The organism is Roseomonas haemaphysalidis (assembly GCF_017355405.1).
GTDB lineage: Bacteria > Pseudomonadota > Alphaproteobacteria > Acetobacterales > Acetobacteraceae > Pseudoroseomonas > Pseudoroseomonas haemaphysalidis.
Window position 1 is genome coordinate 1,174,674 of the sequence record NZ_CP061177.1, and the last position, 20,661, is coordinate 1,195,334.

Sequence of the window (20,661 nt, forward strand, 5' to 3'; positions counted from 1 at the left end):
TCAGGGGAATTCATTCCCCTGACCTGTTCTGGCCTCAGCGGCCGAGCCGTCGGCGTTCTTCCTCGATCCGCTGCCGCTCCCGGTCCACTTCCCGGCGCTGCGCCTCCAGCTCGCGCTGCTGGCGGTCCAGGTCGCGGGCGCGGCGGTCGCGGTCGTCGATGCCGCGGCCACGCTCGTCACGGCGCCGGCGGTCTTCCTCGGCGCGGCGGCGGTCCTCGTCGAGGCGGCGGCGGTCGCCGTCGCCGGCGCGCCGGCGCTCGTCTTCCCAGCGGCGGCGGTCCTCGTCCTGGCGCCGCCGGGCCTCGTCCTCGGCGCGGCGGCGCTCGTCGTCCTGGCGCTGGTTCTGGCCGGTGACGTTGCCGAGCACGCCCTCGATCAGCTGTTGCGCCGTCTGCGCCTGGGCGGCGCCGGCGCCGGCGACGGCGAGGCCGGCGAGCAGCGGCAGGAAATGGCGGCGGCGCATGAGAGTTCTCCCGGGAGGTTGCGTTGTGTGCCTGGGGAATGACGCGCCAGGCCGCCGCGGGGTTGCCCTTGCCTTTGTATGACCCCAGCTGTGGCGGCGCCGCGCGGCCACGCTTTGATTCCGCGCGCGCTTGCCGTATCTGGTGCGGCAGACTGCGGTGGATGCTGCCGCGCGCCCCATTCGCCTCCGCCGGGACATTCATGACCGACACGCCGCTTTCCCGTATCCGCAACTTCTCCATCATCGCCCATATCGACCACGGCAAGTCGACGCTGGCCGACCGGTTGATCCAGGCCACCGGCTCCGTCGCGCTGCGCGACATGAAGGAGCAGATGCTCGACAGCATGGAGCTGGAGCAGGAGCGCGGCATCACCATCAAGGCGGCGTCCGTCCGGCTGGACTACAAGGCCAAGGATGGCAACGACTACGTCCTGAACCTGATGGACACGCCGGGCCACGTGGACTTCGCCTACGAGGTGTCCCGCTCGCTCGCCGCCTGCGAGGGCTCGCTGCTGGTGGTCGACGCCTCCCAGGGCGTGGAAGCGCAGACGCTGGCCAACGTCTACCAAGCGATCGACGCCAACCACGAGATCGTCCCCGTCCTCAACAAGATCGACCTGCCGGCGGCCGAGCCGGAGCGGGTGAAGCAGCAGATCGAGGACGTGATCGGCCTCGATGCCTCGGACGCCGTGGAGATCTCGGCCAAGTCCGGGCTGAACATCGAGGGCGTGCTGGAGGCGATCGTGACCCGCCTGCCGGCGCCGACCGGCGACCCCAACGCGCCGCTCAAGGCGCTGCTGGTCGACAGCTGGTACGACCCCTACCTCGGCGTCATCATCCTGATCCGGGTCAAGGACGGCACCATCCGCAAGGGGCAGAAGATCCGCTTCATGGCGGAAGGCACCACCCAGACGGTGGACAGCGTCGGCGTGTTCCGCCCCAAGATGGTGCCGGTGGACTACCTGGGCCCGGGCGAGATGGGCTACCTCAACGCCGCCATCAAGACGGTGGCCGAGACCAATGTCGGCGACACCATCACCGATGACCGCAACCCGGCGCCGGAGCCGCTGGCGGGCTTCAAGCCGAGCATCCCCGTGGTGTGGTGCGGCCTGTACCCGGTGGACGCCGACGACTTCGAGAAGCTGCGCGACAGCCTTGGCAAGCTGCGGCTGAACGACAGCTCCTTTCACTTCGAGGCGGAAAGCTCCGCCGCGCTGGGCTTCGGCTTCCGCTGCGGCTTTCTGGGCCTCTTGCACCTGGAGATCATCCAGGAGCGCCTGTCGCGCGAGTTCGACCTGGACCTGATCGCGACCGCGCCGTCGGTTGTCTACAAGCTGGAGCTGAACAAGGGGGAGGAGGTCGCCCTCCACAACCCGGCCGACATGCCCGAGCCGACCCTGATCAAGTCGATCCAGGAGCCCTGGATCAAGGCGACGATCATGGTGCCGGACGAGCACCTGGGCTCCATCCTGACGCTGTGCACCGAGCGCCGCGGCCAGCAGGTGGAGCTGACCTATGTCGGCAACCGCGCCATGGCCGTCTACCGCCTGCCGCTGAACGAGGTGGTGTTCGACTTCTACGACCGGCTGAAGTCGGTGTCGCGCGGCTACGCTTCCTTCGACTACCAGATGGACGGCTACGCCGAGGGCGACCTGGTGAAGATTTCAATCATGGTCAATGGCGAGCCGGTGGATGCGCTGTCCTTTCTGGCGCACCGCTCGCAGGCGGACCGGCGCGGGCGATCGATCTGCGAGAAGCTGAAGGAGCTGATCCCCCGCCAGTTGTTCAAGATCCCGATCCAGGCGGCGATCGGCGGCAAGGTGATCGCGCGCGAAACGATCAGCGCCATGTCCAAGGACGTCACCGCCAAGTGCTACGGCGGCGACATCAGCCGCAAGCGCAAGCTGCTGGACAAGCAGAAGGAAGGCAAGAAGCGCATGCGGCAGTTCGGCAAGGTCGAGATCCCGCAGTCGGCCTTCATCGCCGCCCTGAAGATGGACAGCTAGCCTCGCTGCCGGGGGCGGCCTGTAGGCGGGCCTTTCTTTGTCGTGGCGGTGCCGCTGGCAGCCACCGCCGCGCTGGCAGCCCGCGCGGCCCTGACCGCGCGGTAATGCCGCCGTAATCTTTGCTGTTGACGAAGCGTCACCCGGAACGGTCTCATGGTCGCAACAAAATCGACCCCGGGAGAATCGCCTGATGCTTCGTCGCAGCCTTGCCGCGGCTTTCCTGCTGCCTGCCCTGCTGGCCTTCGGCGTCGCACCGGCCGGGGCGCAGGCGCCTTATCCCAACCGCCCCATCACCGTCGTCGTGCCCTTCGCCGCCGGCGGCCCGACCGACACCGTGACCCGGCTGGTGGCCGAGGCGATGGGCCGCGACCTCAACACCTCCGTGGTGGTGGAGAACGTGGGCGGCGCCGGCGGCACGCTGGGCGCGGCGCGCGTCGCCCAGGCGCGGCCGGACGGCTACACGCTGCTGCTGCACCACATCGGCATGGGCACCACCCCCAGTCTGTACCGCCGCCTGTCCTACGACGCGGTGGGCGGCTTCGCGCCCGTCGGGCTGGTGACGGAGGTGCCGATGACCATCATCGCCCGCAAGGACATCCCGGCCGGCAACCTGGCCGAGCTGGTGGCGCTGGTGCGCCAGCAGCGCGAAAAGCTGAACTACGCCAATGCCGGCATCGGCGCCGCCAGCCACCTGTGCGGCCTGTTGTTCCAGAAGGCGGCCGACGCGCCGATGACCACCGTGCCGTATCGCGGCACCGGCCCCGCCATGACCGACCTGATCGGCGGCACGGTGGACGTGATGTGCGACCAGACCACCAATACCACGGAGCAGATCCGCGCCGGCGCCGTGAAGGTCTTCGCCGTCACCACGCCGCAGCGCCTGCCGTCGCTGCCCGACGTGCCGACCACGGCGGAGGCCGGGTTGCCGGGCATGGAGGTGACCATCTGGCACGCGCTCTACGCGCCCAAGGGCACGCCGGAGGCGATCGTCAACCGCCTGTCCGCCGCGTTGCAGGCGGCGCTGCGCGACCAGCGGCTGGCCGCGCGCTTCGCCGACCTCGGCACCGCGCCGGTGGCGCAGGAACGCGCCACGCCGGCCGCGGCCCAGGCCTTCTGGCAGGCCGACATCGCCAAGTGGCGCCCGGTGATCGAGGCGGCGGGGCAATACGCCGACTGAGGCCGGCGCCCGGACCGGCCCCGCAATGGCCGGGCTCGCGGCCTATGCCTTGCCAGCAGGGGTCCTCCTGCTCTGATATGCTGCTGACGGCCCGCGCATCCGCGGCGGGCCGCACAGCAAGGGGCTGACACTGCGTGGCGCACCGACGGCTCCCCCGGGACGGCCGGTCATGACGGACCGCCCGGACCTGGGCCTGCAGCCGGCCACGCCGGCCGCGCCCCCGCCGCCCGCGCCACGCTCCAAGCGGCGGCCGACCGTGCGGCGGCAGCTCATGCTGCTGGCGCTGACGGCGTTGCTGCCCTTGTGGATGCTGGCCGGCTACACCGCCTGGCGCGCCGCCGACGCGCGGCGCGAAAGCGTGGTCAGCGACAGCCGCGACGCCGCCCGCAACCTGGCCTTCGTGCTGGAACGCGAGCTGGTGGGGCTGCGCGGCGCGCTGACCGCGCTGGGGTCCTCGCCGGCGCTGCGGGCGGGCGACTACGCCACCTTCCATGCGCAGGCCATGGCGCTGCAAAGCGTCGACGGCAGCCGCATCCGGCTGATGAGCACCACCGGGCAGGTGCTGGTGGATACCAGCGTGCCCTACGGCCAGCCGCCGGCGGAAAGCGACGGCCCGCCACCGACCGATGGCCTGGGGCCGGAAGGGCTGGACAGCTCGCAGCAGGTGGCGCTGACGCTGGAAGTGCCGCGCGGGCCGGACCAGCCGCCGGTGTTTCTCAGCATCGGCACCGATCCGCTGCGGCTTTGGCTCGGCTCGCTGCGCCGCGCCGCCCTGCCGCCCGGCTGGATCGCGCTGATTGCCGACGCGGAAGGCCACGTCATCGCGCGCGAGCCCAATGACGGCGCGCCGCTTGGCCAGCAGCTGCCGGCGCAGGGTGCCACCCGGCAGGCGCTGGCCAGCGGCCAGGTGTTCGGCGTGTCGCCCGGCCGCTCGCGCGACGGGGTGGCGCTGCGCACCGCGTGGCACCGCGTCGGCGCCTCGCCCTGGCTGGTGCTGGTCGGGCTGCCGGCGGCGGTGACCGATGGCGTGGTGGCGCAGGCGCTGCTGCCGGTGCTGTTGCTCGGCGGCGTGCTGCTGCTGCTGTTCACCGCGGGTTTGACGCTGTGGGCGGACCGCCGCATCGCAGCACCGCTGCGCCGCATCGGCCGGCTGGCCGCCGCCTTTGGGCGCGGCGAGCCGCTGCCCACGCTCAGCCATTCCCGCCTGCGCGAGATCAGCACGGTGGCCGAGGCGCTGTCGGCCGCCGCCACGGCGCGCGAGGCGCTGGAAGCCGAGCGCTTGGCGCTGACCGCGCGGCTGCGCATGGTGCTGGAAAGCACCACTGACGGCGTGCTGGTGCTGGGGCCGGACTGGCGCATCCTGTATCTCAACGGCCGCGCCCGCACCCAGCTTGGCGGCCAGCAGGACGCGGTGGGGCGGGTGCTGCCGGAAGCCTTTCCCGGCTGGGCGCAGGGCGCCTTCGCGCAATCCTGGTTCCGCGCGCTGGCGGAAGGCACGCCGCAGCGCGTCACCGCCTTTCACCCGGCGCTGGGCCGCTGGCTGTCGGCCGATGCCTATCCCTCGGCCGAGGGGCTGACCGTGTTCTTTCGCGACGTCAGCGCCGAGCGCGCGGCCGAGGCGGCGCTGCGCGAAAACGAGGCGCTGCTCAAGGCGGTGCTGGACAACGTGCCGGTGGGCTTGGTGGTGGCCGAGGGGCCGGTGGGCCGCATGATCCTGTCCAACCGCCGCACGGAGGAGATCCTGCGCGGCCCGCCGCTGCTGTCGGCCGACGTGCAGGCCTATGTGGACGACTGGGAATGCTTCCATCCCGACGGCCGCCGCATGACGGCCGAGGAGAACCCGCTGGCCAAGGCGCTGCACAACGGGCTGTCCGCCTCGGCCGAGTTCCGCATCCGCCGGCGCGACGACACGCTGGGCTGGATCCGCGTGTCCGGCGCGCCGGTGCGCGACGCGGAAGGGCGGGTCAGCGGCGCCGTGGCCGCGGTGGTGGACATCGATGCCGAGCACCGCGCGGCGGAGCGCCTGCGGGACAGCGAGCAGCGCTTCCGCACGCTGGCGGAAACCATCCCGCAGGTGGTGTGGTCGGCGCAGCCGGACGGCTCGGTGGATTACGTCAACCCGCGGCTGCAGGACTTCACGGGCCTGGCCGCGCCGGTGGCGGTGCGTACTCTGAAGCGGCTGGTGCATCCGGACGACCAGATGCGCGTGGAGCGCGCCTGGCGCCGGGCGCTGCACGGCGGCGGCACCTTCGCGGCGGAGCTGCGGCTGCGCCGGGCCGATGGCGGCTGGCGCTGGTGCGTGGCGCGCGCCCTGCCGGTGCGCGGCGCCGCCCCCGCGGTGGAGGATGGCACCACGGCCCCCGGCCGCGCCGCCGGCGGCCCCGTGCTGCGCTGGATCGGCACCGTGACCGACGTGAGCGACATGGTGGAAACGCGCGAGGCGCTGGCCCGCCAGGTGGCGGCGCATGCCGCCTCGCGCGAGGCGGCGGTGCAGGCGGCGGCGGCGCTGGCGGCCTCGGAAAGCCGCTTCCGCCGCTTCGCGGAAGCCAGCCCCGACGTGATGTGGATGACCGACAGCGACGGCAACCGCGTGGAGTTCATCAGCCCGGCCTTTGAGCGCATCTGGGGCGTGCCGCAGGAAGCGATCATGACCAACCCCATGCTGTGGCTGGAAGCCATCCATTCCGCCGACCAGCCGCGCGTCAAGATGGCCTGGCAGGAAGCGCAGCAGGGCGGCGCGTTTGACGTGGAATACCGGGTGCTGCGGCCGGATGGCGGGCAGCGCTGGATCCGCGACATCGGCTTTCCCATCCTCGACACCCAGGGCGGCCCCGGGCGGCGCGGCGGGCTGGCGCGCGACATCACGGACGCCAAGGCGGCCGAGGCGCGGCAGGTGCTGCTGCTGGGCGAGCTGAACCATCGCGTCAAGAACACCCTGGCCACCGTGCATTCCCTGGCGTTGCAGACGGCGCGCACGGCGGGCGGCGACTCCGAGGTGTTGCGCCGCTTTCTGGCGGACTTCCAGGCGCGGCTGCTGGCGCTGTCGCGCGGCCACGACCTGCTGACCGCGCGCACCTGGCGCGGCGCCACGCTGGAAGAAGCGGCGCGCGCGGCGCTCGCCCCCTGGCAGGCCCCGCCAGGCCAGCCGCAGGAAGAAGGCCGGCTGAAGCTCGGCGGCCCGCCCGCCTGGCTAGCGCCCAAGCAGGCGCTGGGCCTGGCGCTGGCGCTGCACGAATTGGCCACCAACGCCGCCAAGCATGGCGCGTTGAGTCGTCCTGAGGGCCGCATCAACGTGACGTGGCAGGATGTGCCGGACGACATGGTGGAACTGCGCTGGCAGGAGTATGGCGGGCCACCGGTGCGGGCGCCGCAGCGCCGCGGCTTCGGCAGCCGGTTGCTGGAGCGCGGTCTGCCGGCGGAGCTGGGGGCCGGGTCGTCGGTGGCCATGGACTATGCGGAACGTGGTTTCGAGGCCACCATCCGCTTTCGCCCGGTGAATGGGCCGAGATCTGAGGAGGAGCGGGCATGATGCGACAGGTGGGCCGGATGCCGGCATGATCCTGACCGGGCGATGCATTCTGGTGGTGGAAGACGAATCCCTGATCGCCATGCTGGTGGAGGATGCGCTGACCGATGCCGGGGCCGAGGTGCTGGGCCCCGCCGCCACGGTGGAGGAGGCGCTGGCGCTGTTCGAATCCCGCCGGCCGGAGGCGGCCGTGCTGGACATCAACCTGGCCGGGCAGGTGTCCACCCCGGTGGCGGACCTGCTGGCCGAGTCGGGCGTCCCCTTCGTGGTGGCGACCGGCTATGGCGCGGCCGGGCTGTCGGAGCGGCATCGCGGGGTGACGGTGCTGGCCAAGCCTTACGATCCGCGCGAGCTGGTGGAAGCCCTGGCGCGCATCTGCTGACATGCCCGCGCCGGGGGGGGCGTCGCCCTCCGGGGCGCGCATCACGCCGGAATGGCCAGACCACCCCGGGTCCCGGCAACCGCCGGGGCAGGCTTCCCGCCCGCTTGCCCCGAGGGGCAGGGGCGGGGTGGCTCAGCCGCCCCGGCGGTGGGCGGTGCCCGGCCCTGTGGCGTGCCAGGCCTGCAGCACCCGCTCTGGCGTTGCCGGCAGGTCTAGCCGCGCCGCGCCCGTGGCGTCGCGCAGCGCGTTCCACACGGCGGTGGCCAGCATCAGCGGCGGCTCGCCCACCGCCTTGGAGCGGAAGATGGTGTCCGCCCGCGCCGGGGCACCGGCCAGCAGCCGGGTGTTCATCACCGGCGGCACGTCGCGCGAGCCGGGGATCTTGTAGGTGGAGGGGCCGAGGGTGCGCAGCCGCCCGGCGGCGTCCCACCACAGCTCCTCGCAGGTCAGCCAGCCCAGGCCCTGCACGAAGGCGCCCTCGATCTGGCCGAGGTCGATGGCGGGGTTCAGGCTGCGGCCGCAGTCCTGCACCAGGTCGGCGCGCAAAACGCGGTGCTCGCCGGTCAGGGTATCGACCAGCACTTCCGCGACCGAGGCGCCGTAGGAGAAGTAGAAGAAGGGGTGGCCGCGCATCGCCACCGGGTCCCAGCTCAGGTCGGGCGTCTTGTAGAAGCCGGTGGCGGACAGGCTGATGCGCTGCGCCCAGCAGTGGTGCGCCAGCTCGCCAAAGCCCATGCGGTGGTTGCCGGCGGAAACCTCGCCACCCGCGAAGGCGATGTCACCCTCCGCCACGCCCCACAACGCGGCGGCGGCGGCGGCCATGCGGGCGCGGATGCTGCCCGCCGCCGCATGCGCCGCCCAGCCGTTCAGGTCCGAGCCGGTGGAGGCGGCGGTGGGGGAGGTATTGGGCACCTCGTCCGTGCTGGTGGCGGTGATGCGGATGCGCTCCACCCCCACGCCGAAGACATCCGCCACCACCTGCGCGACCTTGATGAACAGCCCCTGGCCCATCTCGGTGCCGCCGTGGTTCAGGCGGATGGAGCCGTCGGTGTAGACGCTGACCAGCGCGCCCGCCTGGTTCATCGCGACAATGCCGAAGGAAATGCCGAAGGCCAGCACAAAGGAGCCGAGGCCGCGCCGCAGCGTCGGGTGGCTGGCGTTGAAGGCGGCGATCTCCGCCCGCCGCGCGTCCCATTCGGACAAGGTCTTCGCCTCGGCCCAGACACGGCGGATCAGGTCGCCTTCCAGGTGCTGGCCATAGGGCGTCTCGCTGCCGTTCGGCCCGCCGGCGAGGTTGTGCTCGCGCAGGTCTTCCACGGAACGGCCGGTGGCGCGGCTGGCGGCGTGCAGCACGTCCTCCATCAGAAGCACGCCCTGCGGGCCGCCGAAGCCGCGAAAGGCGGTGTGGCTGACCGTGTTGGTCTTGCAGGCGAGGCCCGTGACGCGCACGGCCGGCACGTCCACCGCGTTCAACGCGTGGGTGACGGCGCGCATCAGCACGCCGCCCGAAAGGTCCAGCGTGCTGCCGCCATCGGCGGCCAGCGTGGCGTCCAGCGCCAGCAGGCGGCCGGCGGCGTCGCAGCCGGCGCGCCAGCGGAACAGAAAGGGATGGCGCTTGCCGGTGGCCGTCATGTCGGCCTTGCGGGCGAGCCGCAGCTTGACCGGCCGGCCGGTGGCGGCGGCGGCCAGCGCGGCGGCGGCGCCCACCCAGCTGGCATTGCTTTCCTTGCCGCCGAAGCCGCCGCCCATGCGCCGGCAGGTGACGGAGATACGGCTGTAGTCGCGCCCCAGGATGCGGGCGGCGATGTGCTGCACCTCCGTCGGGTGCTGGGTGGAGGACAGCACGGCCATGTCGCCGTCCTCGCCCGGGGTGGCGATGGCGATCTGCCCTTCCAGGTAGAAGTGCTCCTGCCCGCCGCAGCGGAACTCGCCGTGCAGCGCGATGGGCGCGGCGTCCAGCGCCGCCTGCCAGTCGCCGCGCTGCATCACCATGGGCGGGAGCAGCAGGCTGTTGGCTTCCAGCGCCTCGGCCACGTCCAGCACCGGCGGCAGCGGCTCGATGACGGGCGCGATGGCGGCGGCGGCGGCGATGGCCTCGTCCCGCGTCCGCGCCACCACCATGGCCAGCGGCTGGCCCCAGTGCTCCACCAGCCCGTCCGCGAACAGGCTTTCCCGCGCGCGGCCGCTGGGCGAGATGTCGTTGCGGCCGGGAATGTCGCGCGGCCCCAGCACGGCGGCCACGCCCGGCATGGCGCGGGCGGGGGCGAGGTCCAGCGGCGCCAGCACGCCATGCGCCTGTGGCGACAGCACCAGCACCGCGTGCAGCAGGCCGGGCGGCTCGGCAAGGTCGTCGGCGAAGCGGGCCTCGCCGGTGGCGTGCTTCAGGGCGCTGTCCTGGCGCAGCGCCGCGCCCATGCCGGTGTGGGAGGAGGGGGGGCGGGACAGGGGCGCGTTCATGGTGCGTGCACCTCCAGGGCCAGTTCGGGCCGGGCGGCGCGCCAGTACAGCCGCCGCAGCAGCCCCTGCGCGCCGGCCATGCGATAGGCGGCACTGCCGCGCCAGTCGGACAGCGGCGTGAAGTCCGTCGCCAGGGCCTCGGCCGCGCGGCGGAAGCTGGCCTCCTCCAGCGGCGCGCCGCGCAAGGCCGCCTCGGCCGCCGGCGCCCGGGCCGGGGTCGCCGCCATGCCGCCGAAGGCCAGCCGCGCTTCGGCGATCCGCCCGTCCTGCACCCGCAGCAGCAGGGCGGTGGAAACGGTGGAGATGTCCTGGTCATGCCGCTTGGACAGCTTGTCGCAAGCCAACCATGCGCCCGGCGGCGGGCGCGGCAGGTCGATGCGGGTGATCACCTCGTCCGGCCGCAGCAGCGTCTGACGGTAGCCGGTGAAAAACGCGCTGGCCGCCACCCGGCGCTCGCCCCGCGCGGCGGAGGCCAGCACGATCTCCGCCTCCAGCGCCAGCAGCGGCGGCAGCGCGTCGCCGATCGGGGATGCGGTGCCGAGGTTGCCGCCCAGCGTGCCCATGCCGCGGATCTGCCGCGAGCCGAGCCGCCGCAGCAGCCCGGCCAGCGGCGCGAAGCCGCCGTCCAGCGCCGGCAGCAGCCGGCCGTAGGTGACGGCGGCGCCGATCCGCAGCCCCGCCGCATCCGCTTGCAGCCTTTGAAGCTCCGGCACGGCGCCGAGGCTCAGGATCGCCGCCGGCCGCTCCCGGTGTTCGGACACCCGCAGGCCGAGGTCGGTGCCGCCGGCCAGCAGCCAGGCCGCGGGGTGCGCCGCGCGCAGCGCCAGCAGCTCCGCCAGGCTGCCCGGCGCCAGGAAGTCCTGCCCGGGCGCCGCGAAATGCCCCGCCGCCGGCAGCGGCGGGGGCGGCGCCACGCCGTCATCCGCCATGTGCGCGAAGGCATCGACGATCGGCCGGTAGCCGGTGCAGCGGCACAGGTTGCCGGCCAGCGCGTCATGCACGTCGCCGCCTTCGCGCGCATGCGCCCAGGCGGACATGACGATGCCCGGCGTGCAGAAGCCGCATTGCGTGGCATCGCCCTCCGCCATCGCCTGCTGCACCGGGTGGGCGCCGCCATCGGCCCCGCGCAGCCCTTCCACCGTGCGGATGGCGCGGCCCTGCATCTGCCCCAGCAGCGCCAGGCAGCTGTTCAGCGGCACGCGGCGGCCGTCCGGCTCCTCCAGCACCACGGTGCAGGCGCCGCAGTCGCCTTCCGCGCAGCCTTCCTTGGTGCCGCACAGCCCTGCCTCCGGGCCGCGCAGCCATTCCAGCAGGGTTTGCCCCGGCCAGGTGCCGGGCGGCAGCTGGCATGGGGCGCCATTGAGCGTGAAGGCGATGCGGTCGGTCATGCCGCCCAGCCAAGCAAATCCCGCGCCGGGCCGGAAGGGTGGTTCAGCGGGTGCTGACGCCGCCGGCGGTGGCGCCATAGAAGCCGCCGATGCGCGCGGTGGGGCCGTCGCCACGCCCGGCGCAGGCGGCGAGGGCGAGGAGGGACAGGGCGAGGATCAGGCGCATGATGGGGATGGGTCCTTGATGGTGTCGCGAGGCCAGAAAGGGCGCCGCCCTTTCCGGACCTTTCCCGCCGGGGTGACAGTGTCACCCCGGACCCCGCCATGAGAAAGCGTTTTGGCGCCCGGTGACGCTGGATCATCAAAGCCCGCTCGCGCTGCGCCGTCAGCCCCGAGGGTCCCCGACCCTCGGGGTGGCACGCGGAACAGATGCGGGGCCTGGGGGCTCAGCCCCCCAGCGGGGTCCAGGGGCAGCGCCCCTGGCCTTCACCTCCTCAGGGCACCATCCCCTCCGGCAGCGTGTCCACGTGATCCAGGATTTCCCCCGCCGTCGTCACCCACACCTCGTCCCGCGGTGCCGCGGCGATCACGGCCAGCGCGCGGCGCAGTGCCCGCAGGCGGTAGGGCTGGCCGATCAGGTAGGGGTGCAGCGCGATGCCCATCACCTGCGGCTGCCCATCCCGCGCCACCTGCCGGCGCCGTTCGGCGAAGTCGTCCAGGATCATCTCCGCGAACTGCGCCGCGCCGTCCTTGCGCGCGACGATGGCGGGGATGTCGTTGACCTCCTGCGGGTAGGGGATGGCCAGCAGCGGCCCGGCGCGGGTTCGCAGCCAGATCGGCTGGTCGTCGGCGCACCAGTTCAGGGTGTAGCGGAAGCCGGCTTCGCGCAGCAGGTCGGGAGTGGAAAAGCTTTCGGCGATCCAGGGGGACAGCCAGCCGCGCGGGGCCGCGCCCTCGGCCCCCGCGATGGCGGCGGCCGATTCGGCGATCAGCGCGCGCTCGGCGGCCTCGTCCATCGCGCTTTGCCGCTCGCTGTTGGTCCGGCCATGACCGGCGATCTCGTCGCCGCGGGCGCGGTGGGCGGCGACCAGCTCGGGCGCGTAGCCATACATCGCGCTGTTCAGCAGCACGGTGGCGGGCAGCGCCAGCTCGTCCAGCATCTGCAGCACGCGCCAGGCGCCGACGCGGTTGCCGTAGTCGCGCCAGGCGTAGTTCAGCACGTCCGGCTGCGGGTGGCCGGCGCTGGCGCCGGGGGCCAGCTCGGCGCCGAGGCCTTCGCCAAAGGCGAAATGCTCCAGGTTGAGGCCGAGATACACCGCCAGCCGGGCGCCGCCGGGCCAGCGGTAAGGCGGGCGGGCGGGCCAGGGATGGTAGCCGTATCGGCCGTGGTCGGGCGGCATCGGAAAGGTTCCTTGCGGGGATGGCCGAGAATCCATGCACGGAGAATACCCGAGCGCGCCGTTCTGCTCTAAACACCGCTGCATGTCCCTGCCCCCGAAGGCCGAACGCGCCCGGGTGCGCGCCCTGCTGTCGTCCGCCGCCCGAGAAAGCCGCGCCCGACTGTCGCGCCCGGTCCTGCTCGGCATCGCGTCGATCGCCTGCGGCATCGCCCAGGCCTGGTTCATCGCCCGGCTGCTGGCCGCACTCCTCGGCTATGCCGAGGCCGGCTGGCCGGAGCTCGCCGCCGCCGCCTCGCTGGCGCTGCTGTCCACCGCGCTGGTGGTGGCGCAGGAGCGCGCGCAGGCCGCCGCCGGCGCCGCCGCGCGCGGCCTGCTGCGCGACCGGGCGTTTGCCGCCCTCCTGGCCCTGGGCCCGGCGGACGAGCGCCCGGCCGGCGAGCGCGCCAGCTTGGTGGTGGACCGGATCGAGGCGCTGGACGGCTATTTTTCCCGCTGGCTGCCGGCCGCCATCCTGGCCATGGCCGGGCCGCTGCTGATCGCGCTGGCCGTCGCCGCGCTGGATGTCTGGAGCGGCGTGATCCTGCTGGCCGCCGGGCTGCTGGTGCCGGTGGGCATGGCGGTCACGGGCATCGGCGCCGCGCTGGCCTCGCGCCAGCAGTTCGACGCGCTGCAGGCGCTGTCCGGCCGCTTTCTGGACCGCATGCGCGGCCTGCCCCAGCTGGTGCTGTTCCGCCGCGAGGACGCCGAGGCCGAGGCGCTGGGCACCGCGGCCACCGAGCTGCGCCGCCGCACCATGCGCGTGCTGCGCGTGGCCTTCCTGTCCGGGCTGTGCCTGGAAGGCATCGCCGCTGCCGTGCTGGGCTGCCTGGCGTGGCGGCACGGCCACCTGCTGGTGGGCGGGCACCCCGAGCCGGTGGCGGCCATCTTCTCGCTGATCATGGTGCCGGGCTTCTTCGCGCCGCTGCGCGCCTTCTCGGCCGCCTATCACGAGCGCATGTCAGCCAACGGCGCCGCCGCCGCGCTGGCGCCGCTGCTGGAAGCCGTGCCCGAGGACCCCGGCCTGCGGCTGGAGGAAGTGCCCCCCACGCTGGTCGTCACCTTTGACGGCGTGGGCCTGACCTATGACGCTTCGCGCGGCCCGGCGCTGGTCGACATCTCGTTTCGCGTGATGCCGGGCGAGGCGCTGGTGCTGGCGGGCCCTTCCGGCTCCGGCAAGTCCTCCGTGCTGCGGCTGCTGATGGGCTTCCGCCGCGCCGATGCCGGGCGCATCTCCTTCAACGGGCGCGACGCCACCACGCTGGCGCCGGCCGAGCTGCGCCGCCTGTCCGCCTATGTGGGGCAGAAGGCGCACCTGTTCCGCGCCACCATCCGCGACAACATCCTGATGGCGCGGCCGGACGCCACCGAGGCGCAGGTCGCCGCCGCCGCCAAGGCCGCGCGCGTGCTCGATTTCGCCGACCACCTGCCGCAGGGGCTGGACACGCTGGTGGGCGAGGGCGGCTTCGGCCTGTCCGGCGGCCAGGCGCAGCGCGTGGCCGTGGCCCGCGCCTTTCTGCGCGACGCGCCGCTGGTGCTGCTGGACGAGCCCACCGCGCATCTCGACCCCGGCACGGAGGCCGAGGTGCTGGACAGCCTGCGCCGCCTGTGCGCCGGGCGCACCGCCATCATCGCCACGCATTCGCCGGCGCTGCGCGCCCGCTTCGCGCGGGTGATGGAGCTGGAGCACGGCCGCGCCGTGCCCGCCAGCCGGCTGGCGGGGGAGTAGCGGCATGCGGCGTGACCTCGCGCGCGTTCTGCTGTTGTGGCGCAGCCGCTGGGGCTGGCTGATCGCCGGCGCGCTCGTCGCCATGGCCGCGGCGCTGGCGGGCGTGGCGCTGCTGGCCTTCGCCGGGCGCGGCGTGTCCGAGGGGCTGCGCACCGGCGTGCTGGCCGGCGCCGCCGCCGGCTCCCTGGTGCTGCTGCGCCCGCTGATCTTTCTGCGGCCGGGCGGCAAGTACGTGGAACGGCTCCTCACCCACGCCGCCACCTTTCGCGCCCTGGCCGATACCCGCATCTGGTTTTTCCGCCGGCTGGCCGAGCGGCTGCCCGGTGGCCTCGGCCTGAAACGGGCCGGCGACCTGCTGGGCCGCCTGGTGTCGGACGTCGAGGCGCTGGACGGACTTTACCTGCGCGCCCTGGTGCCGGCCTGCGCCGCGCTGGCCGTGGTGCTGGCCACCGCCGCCATTCTGGGCGTCATGGCGCCGGCGCTGGCCGCCATCGTCGCCCTGCCGCTGGCGGTCGCGCTGCTGCTGCCGCCGCTGCTGGCCCCGGGCGCCGCCCAGGCCGCCGAGCGCGTGGCCGAGGCGCAGTCCGGCCTGCGCGCCGCCGCCGTGGACCCCCTGCTGGGCCTGGAAGACACGCTGGCCGCCAATGCCGAGCCGCGTGCCCGGACCCGCCTGTCCACCGCCGCCGAGGCACTGGTGGCCGCGCAGCAGCGCCTCGCCCGCCGCTCCGCCTGGGGCGGCGCCGCCGGCAGCGTGCTGGCGCAGGTGGCGCTGCTCGGCGCCCTGGCCTATGGGCTGGCCGGCGGCCCCGCCGCGGTGGGCGCCGCCGTGGTCGGGCTGTTCCTGGCACTGGCCGCCAGCGAGTCGCTGGCGGCCCTGCCCCGCGCCGGCATTGCGCTGGCCGCCGCCGGCGCCGGCGCCCGCCGGCTGTTCGAGGCCGCCGACACCGCGCCCCCCGTTGCCGCCCCCGCCGTGCCCGCGCCCGCCCCCGCCGGGCACGCGCTCAAGGTGCAGGGCCTGCGCTTCAGCTGGGCGCCCGACCGCGAGCCGGTGTTCGAGGGCCTGGACCTGGACCTGCCGGAAGGCGGCCGCATCGCGCTGCTCGGTGCCTCCGGCGCCGGCAAGTCCACCCTGGCCGCGCTGCTGCTGAAGCTGGCCGCCCCGGCCGAGGGCCGCATCCTGCTGGGCGGCACCGATATCGCCGCGCTGCCGCACGACGTGGTGCGCGAGCGCATCGCCTGCCTGACCCAGGACGCACGGCTGTTCGACGACAGCATCGCCGCCAACCTGCGCCTCGCCGCGCCCGATGCCAGCGACGACGCGCTGTGGCGCGCGCTGGACCGCGCCGGCGTGGGTGAGGTGGTGCGCGCCCTGCCGGATGGCCTCGACACCCGCTGCGGCGAGAACGGCGCCCGTTTTTCCGGCGGCCAGGGGCGGCGGCTGGCGCTGGCCCGCGCGCTGCTGTCCCCCGCGCGCATCCTGATCCTGGACGAGCCGGCGGCCGGGCTCGACCCTTCCGCCGAGCGCGCCTTCCTGGAAACGCTGGACAGCGCGACGGAAGGCCGCAGCGTGATCCTGATCGCGCACCGGCTGCTGGGGGTGGAACGGCCGACCCGCATCCTGCGGCTGATCGGCGGGCGGGCGATCCACGCCATGGGCTGAAGGGGCGGGCCAGGGGGCGCCGCCCCCTGGACCCCAACATTTGTTTTTTGTCTTACCCCGAGGGCCGATGACCCCCCGGGGACCGCGTGCCCAGCGCGGCTGGCCTTTATTCATAAAATCAGCAGGCGCCTCGCCCCGTCCTGAAGGCCCCGGATGTCCTTCAGATGCCGGGGTCCGGGGTGGCTCAGCCACCCCGGCGGGGTTTCAGGGGCAGCGCCCCTGGCGGCGCAACACCGCGTCACAGCCGCGCCAGCTCGTCTCCCAGCGCCACCACGCCGCCCTGCAGCACCCGCGCCGTGATGCCGCCATGCCCGCGCACGGCGTTGTATCCGCCGGTGCCGAACTCTTCTTCCATGCGCGAGCAGGGGTGGCATTCCCCTGTCATCTCCAGCACCGCCGCCCCCAGCCGGAAGCGGTGGCCCTTCAGCGCCAGCAGGTTCAGGCCGCCCACCACCACGTTGCGGCGCAGCCGGGCCGGGTCCAGGCCGTCCAGCCCGAGATAGGCGGCGATGGCCGGCAGGTGCTCGGCCTGGATCAGCGTCAGGTGCCGGGTGCCGCTGCGGCCGTCGTAGCGGTCGCCCAGCGCGCCCTGGGCGGGGTCCAGCGCCACGGACATCACGGGCTGCACCGGCGCGCGGCGGGCCGGGCGCAGGCCGATCCAGCGCACCGTGCCCGGCCGCAACGGGGCGTCCAGCAGCCGCGCCAGGGGCGAGGCCGGGTTCAGCACCTCAGGTGCCGGAGCAATGCGCCGCCAGCATGCGCCATCCCGCATCGGTCCGGCGCCACATCCGGGTGTAGCGGAAGGCGGCGGTGAAGGGGGTGCCGTCCCAGCGCCCGGCCAGTTCGGCGCGCAGCGTCACCACGGCGGCGTCGTCGCCCGCCATGCGAATGGCGCGGTCCAGGATGTCGGCGCGGGACAGGCGCAGCAGGCCGCTGCGATAGGCGGACAGGTCATCGGCCTTGCCCAGGGTGCGGCCCGCCTGGTCGGTGAACACCAGCTCGTCGTCCAGCAGGCGGTCCAGGGCGGCGAGGTCGCCGGCCAGCATGGCGGCGCGCAGCGCGGCCTCGGCGGCTTCCACCTCGACGCGGGGTGCGGGGGGCAGGTCGCTCACTGCCGGGCGTCCTGGCGCAGCTCGGCCAGCACCGCCTGCAGCTCGCCCTGGGCCTTGGCCACGTCGGGGCGCATCAGGAAGCCCTGCTGGCGGTCATGGAACTCGGCGTCCTCGCCCTCGGCAAGGCCGGTAGCGGTGGCCAGAAAGCCTTGCATGTCCGTGGCGGAGGGGGTGGCGCCCTTGGCGTTGGCCTCGTCGATCCGCAGGATCAGGTCGCTCAGCTTGCGCAGCCAGGCGAAGTCCGGGTCATGCATCACCGCCTGCAGCAGCGCATAGGGGTTGCCGCCGGCCGGGTGCCCGGCGGCCTGCGCGTTGAGCAGGGCCCGGTGCCAGCCGGCCACCGCCGCCGCCAGCCGCCGGGACGGGTGCGGCACCAGGCTGCGGGTGGCCTGTGGGGATGGGGGCATGGGGCGGTTCTCCTTCGCTTGGAGAGGGTTAGCCGGGATGCGAAGCGGCGGCGAGGGGCCTTGGCCACGCGGCGCCGTTGCCCCCGCGGAGGCTCAGAAGTCGCTGACGCGCCCTTTGCGCTCCCAGTCGCCGAAGCGGGTCGGCTCCGGGCCGGTTGGGCCGCCGATCTCGGGCGGCAACTTCGGCCGCGGCGCGGCGTCTTGAGGCTTCGGCGGCGTGGCGGCCGGCTGCTGGGCAGGTGGCTGCTGGGCGGGTTCAGGCTGTGCCGGAGTGGCCGGCGTCTGGTCGGAGCTGGTCATCCACCCCATCTGGGGAGGATCGGCCGGCGGGGAAACGGGTGATGGGCGGATATCTGCGGACCACGGTGCTGCTGGCAGCCATGACGGCGCTGTTCGCCACCGTGGGCGGGCTGCTGGGCGGGCGTTCCGGCATGCTGGTGGCCCTGGCGGTGGCCTGCGCCACCAACCTCTTTGCCTGGTGGCGCAGCGACCGCATGGTGCTGCGCATGCACAATGCGCAGCCGATCGGCCCGCGCGACGCCCCCGCGCTGTGGCGCATGACGGAGGCGATGGCCGCCCGCGCCGGCCTGCCGATGCCCGCGCTGTACCTGATCCACGAGCGGCAGCCCAACGCCTTCGCCACCGGCCGCAACCCGCGCAACGCCGCCGTGGCGGTGAACACCGGCCTGCTGGAACTGATGCCGGAACAGGAGGTCGCCGGCGTCATCGCCCATGAGCTGGCGCATATCCGCAACCGCGACACGCTGCTGATGACCGTCACGGCCTGCTTGGCGGGCGCCATCGGCATGCTGGCGCAGTTCGGCTTTCTGTTTGGCGGGCGCGACCGCGAGCGAGGGCCGGGGCCGCTGGTCGGGCTGCTGGTGATGATCCTGGCGCCGCTGGCCGCCGCCGTGGTGCAGATGGCGATCAGCCGGTCGCGGGAATACGAGGCGGACAAGGGCGCCGCGCAGATCACCGGCAACCCGGCGGCGCTGGCATCCGCGCTGACACGGCTGGAAAGCGGCCGCGCGCTGCCCAACCCGGCGGCCGAAACCAACCCCGCGACGGCCCATCTGTTTATCGTCAACCCCTTGTCCGGGGCGCGGATGGACGGCCTGTTTTCCACCCACCCGCGCACAGAGAACCGCGTGGCGGCCCTGTTGCAGATGGCCGGGCCGGCAAGCGGCCCGCGCCCCGGCGCGGCGGCGCGGGCACCCTGGGGGGGCGGGGGCAAGGCCGCGCCGGCATCCGGCGGCCCCTGGGCGCGGCCCGGGACGGAGCGGCGGCCGGGGCCCTGGGGCTGATGCGCCGGGCGGCACCGCCGCCGTGTTTCCCGCTCCCACACTCCGAAACACATCGTCAGCCGCCGACCGATTCCAGCGCTGCGCGTTCCCCGCTATGATCGGCGCGCTTCGGCGCCGTGCCGCCCCATCCGCTACCGCCCCCGGAGAAACCCCCATGCGCCGCCGCGTGCTGCTCGCCGCCCCGATCGCCGCCCCGCTCCTGTCGCCCCTGCTGGCGGCCGCGCCGGCGCGGGCCCAGCCCGCCGGCGTGACGCTGGAGGAGTTCCAGGTCGCCTCCGCCCCCGGCATCCAGCTCTACCTGCGCAACAAGCGGCAGGAAGGAGCGGCGGCGGCGCGGGCGGACCGCATCGTGCTGTGCGTGCACGACGGCAGCTTTCCGGCCAGCACCTCCTTTGACCTGCCGGCCGGCGGCGTGTCCTGGATGGACTACATGGCGGGGCGCGGCTTCGACGTTTGGAGCGTGGACCTGCGCAACTACGGCCGCTCGACGCGCGAGGCGGCGATGAGCCAGGCGACCGCGCCGGCTTCCGGCACGCCGCTGACGCCGGCGCGCGACGCGCTGGCCGACATCGCCGCCGCCGCCGCCTTTGTGCGCGAAAAGCGCGGCGTGCCCAAGCTGGTGCACCTGGGCTGGGGCTGGGGTGCCGGACTGATGGCGCGCTTCGCGACCGAGAACGCGGCGCTGGTGGACCGGCTGGTGCTGTATGCGCCGGAATGGCCGGCCCAGCCCGCCGCCGCCGCGAACGGCGCCGCGCCGGCCCCGGCGGCCGGCGCCACGCTGCCGCCGTTCCGCAGCCTGACGCGGGCCGAGGTGCGCGCGCGCTGGGTGGAAGGCGTGCCGGACAACAAGCGCGCCGCCCTGTTTCCCGCCGGCTGGTACGAGCACTGGGCGGACACCACCTTCGGCGCGGACCCGGATGGCGCGCGGCAGGTGCCGTCCGTGCTGCGCGTGCCCAACGGCGCCATGGCCGAGGCGGGGCGGCAGCCGTTCGACGCCGCGCGGGTGACCGTGCCCGCCCTGGTGACGCTGGGCGAATGGGACCGCGAGGCGCCGCCCGCGCAGGCGGTGGCCCTGTTCCAGGCGATGACCGCCAGCCCTGCCAAGCGGCTGGTTCTGTTGGGCGAGGGCACCCATGGCATCATGCTGGAGCGCAACCGTGGCGCGCTGTTCCAGGCCGTGCAGGTCTTCCTGGAAGAGGCCTTGACAGGTTGAGGTTGCGGCGCGCGCGATGCTTCCCTAGATAGTTGATCGTCGACTGATCGGCCGGCCGCGCGAGCGGCTGGATTTGCGCGCATCGTGCCTGGTGCTCGTCCAAAGGTTGATCCGCCGCGCATGTCGCGTGGCGGCAGCATTTTTTGTTACGGAACACCCACGATGTCCACCGGTACCGTCAAGTGGTTCAACACGACCAAGGGCTACGGCTTCATCCAGCCTGAGGATGGCTCCAAGGATGTGTTCGTGCACATCTCCGACGTCCAGCGCGCCGGCATGCAGGGCCTGAACGAGGGCGAGCGCGTCGAGTACGAGGCGCAGCGCTCCAAGGACGGCAAGCTTTCCGCCGGCAACCTGCGCCGCGTGTGAGGCTTTCGGCCGCGCCCCACCCGGGGCGCGGCCGTTCCTTTGCGTGCTGATGCCGCCGCCTGTTTGCCTCCGGGCTGATTGACAGGCCGCGA

18 protein-coding genes are annotated in these 20,661 nt (G+C 73.7%); 9 read left to right on the plus strand and 9 right to left on the minus strand.

All coding sequences use genetic code 11. The features are described from left to right. Positions 1–34: 34 nt before the first annotated feature. On the minus strand, positions 35–463 hold the full coding sequence (locus tag IAI59_RS05375; protein WP_207419238.1) for a hypothetical protein: 429 nt from the start codon (positions 461–463) through the stop codon (positions 35–37). A gap of 200 nt (positions 464–663) precedes the next feature. Here IAI59_RS05375 and lepA point away from each other — a divergent pair, with 200 nt between their 5' ends. From lepA to IAI59_RS05395, 4 genes are all read left to right on the plus strand, one after another. Next, positions 664–2,469 carry a translation elongation factor 4 gene (lepA, locus tag IAI59_RS05380; RefSeq protein ID WP_207419239.1) on the plus strand — a complete coding sequence of 602 codons (1,806 nt, stop codon included), beginning with the start codon at positions 664–666 and terminating at the stop codon, positions 2,467–2,469. A gap of 190 nt (positions 2,470–2,659) precedes the next feature. Next, positions 2,660–3,646, plus strand: a complete 987-nt coding sequence (locus tag IAI59_RS05385) for a tripartite tricarboxylate transporter substrate-binding protein (protein ID WP_207419240.1) — start codon at positions 2,660–2,662, stop codon at positions 3,644–3,646. A 169-nt stretch (positions 3,647–3,815) separates the two neighbouring features. Then, positions 3,816–7,175, plus strand: a complete 3,360-nt coding sequence (locus IAI59_RS05390; RefSeq protein WP_207419241.1) for a PAS domain-containing protein — start codon at positions 3,816–3,818, stop codon at positions 7,173–7,175. Between the two features lie 25 nt (positions 7,176–7,200). Next, on the plus strand, positions 7,201–7,554 hold the full coding sequence (locus IAI59_RS05395) for a response regulator (RefSeq protein WP_207419242.1): 354 nt from the start codon (positions 7,201–7,203) through the stop codon (positions 7,552–7,554). Positions 7,555–7,686: 132 nt separating this feature from the next. On the opposite strand, the gene xdhB is transcribed toward IAI59_RS05395, so the two are convergent. From xdhB to IAI59_RS05410, 4 genes are all read right to left on the minus strand, one after another. Further along, entirely contained in the window at positions 7,687–10,011 is a 2,325-nt protein-coding gene (gene xdhB / locus IAI59_RS05400) for a xanthine dehydrogenase molybdopterin binding subunit (protein WP_207419243.1), read from the minus strand. Next, on the minus strand, positions 10,008–11,399 hold the full coding sequence (locus IAI59_RS05405; protein ID WP_207419244.1) for a xanthine dehydrogenase small subunit: 1,392 nt from the start codon (positions 11,397–11,399) through the stop codon (positions 10,008–10,010). Before IAI59_RS05405 ends, xdhB begins: the two co-directional genes overlap by 4 nt. A gap of 43 nt (positions 11,400–11,442) precedes the next feature. Beyond that, complete coding sequence (locus IAI59_RS23315; protein WP_272874678.1) at positions 11,443–11,565, minus strand: hypothetical protein; 123 nt, start codon at positions 11,563–11,565, stop codon at positions 11,443–11,445. A 268-nt stretch (positions 11,566–11,833) separates the two neighbouring features. Continuing rightward, the gene (locus IAI59_RS05410) at positions 11,834–12,739 is read right to left on the minus strand and encodes a polysaccharide deacetylase family protein (protein WP_207419245.1); all 906 of its coding nucleotides are present in this window, start codon (positions 12,737–12,739) and stop codon (positions 11,834–11,836) included. A gap of 82 nt (positions 12,740–12,821) precedes the next feature. Between IAI59_RS05410 and cydD the strand changes: the two genes are divergently transcribed. Continuing rightward, positions 12,822–14,504, plus strand: coding sequence for a thiol reductant ABC exporter subunit CydD (gene cydD / locus IAI59_RS05415; RefSeq protein WP_207419246.1), 1,683 nt, complete (start codon positions 12,822–12,824; stop codon positions 14,502–14,504). A 4-nt stretch (positions 14,505–14,508) separates the two neighbouring features. Further along, positions 14,509–16,164, plus strand: a complete 1,656-nt coding sequence (gene cydC / locus IAI59_RS05420; RefSeq protein WP_207419247.1) for a thiol reductant ABC exporter subunit CydC — start codon at positions 14,509–14,511, stop codon at positions 16,162–16,164. 238 nt (positions 16,165–16,402) lie between these two features. On the opposite strand, the gene IAI59_RS05425 is transcribed toward cydC, so the two are convergent. The 4 genes from IAI59_RS05425 to IAI59_RS05440 form a co-directional block, all read right to left on the minus strand. Beyond that, positions 16,403–16,891 carry an MOSC domain-containing protein gene (locus IAI59_RS05425; RefSeq protein ID WP_207419248.1) on the minus strand — a complete coding sequence of 163 codons (489 nt, stop codon included), beginning with the start codon at positions 16,889–16,891 and terminating at the stop codon, positions 16,403–16,405. 1 nt (position 16,892) lies between these two features. Next, positions 16,893–17,276: a nuclear transport factor 2 family protein gene (locus IAI59_RS05430; RefSeq protein ID WP_237181201.1), complete on the minus strand. Its 384-nt coding sequence runs from the start codon at positions 17,274–17,276 to the stop codon at positions 16,893–16,895. After that, positions 17,273–17,683, minus strand: a complete 411-nt coding sequence (locus tag IAI59_RS05435; RefSeq protein ID WP_207419249.1) for a hypothetical protein — start codon at positions 17,681–17,683, stop codon at positions 17,273–17,275. The genes IAI59_RS05430 and IAI59_RS05435 overlap by 4 nt, the downstream gene beginning before the upstream one ends. 93 nt (positions 17,684–17,776) lie before the next feature. After that, positions 17,777–17,983, minus strand: coding sequence for a DUF1674 domain-containing protein (locus IAI59_RS05440; protein WP_207419250.1), 207 nt, complete (start codon positions 17,981–17,983; stop codon positions 17,777–17,779). 41 nt (positions 17,984–18,024) lie between these two features. Between IAI59_RS05440 and htpX the strand changes: the two genes are divergently transcribed. From htpX to IAI59_RS05455, 3 genes are all read left to right on the plus strand, one after another. Continuing rightward, the gene (htpX, locus tag IAI59_RS05445; RefSeq protein ID WP_207419251.1) at positions 18,025–18,987 is read left to right on the plus strand and encodes a zinc metalloprotease HtpX; all 963 of its coding nucleotides are present in this window, start codon (positions 18,025–18,027) and stop codon (positions 18,985–18,987) included. A gap of 154 nt (positions 18,988–19,141) precedes the next feature. Beyond that, on the plus strand, positions 19,142–20,200 hold the full coding sequence (locus IAI59_RS05450; protein WP_207419252.1) for an alpha/beta hydrolase: 1,059 nt from the start codon (positions 19,142–19,144) through the stop codon (positions 20,198–20,200). A gap of 162 nt (positions 20,201–20,362) precedes the next feature. Continuing rightward, on the plus strand, positions 20,363–20,569 hold the full coding sequence (locus IAI59_RS05455) for a cold-shock protein (protein WP_207419253.1): 207 nt from the start codon (positions 20,363–20,365) through the stop codon (positions 20,567–20,569). Positions 20,570–20,661 lie beyond the last annotated feature (92 nt).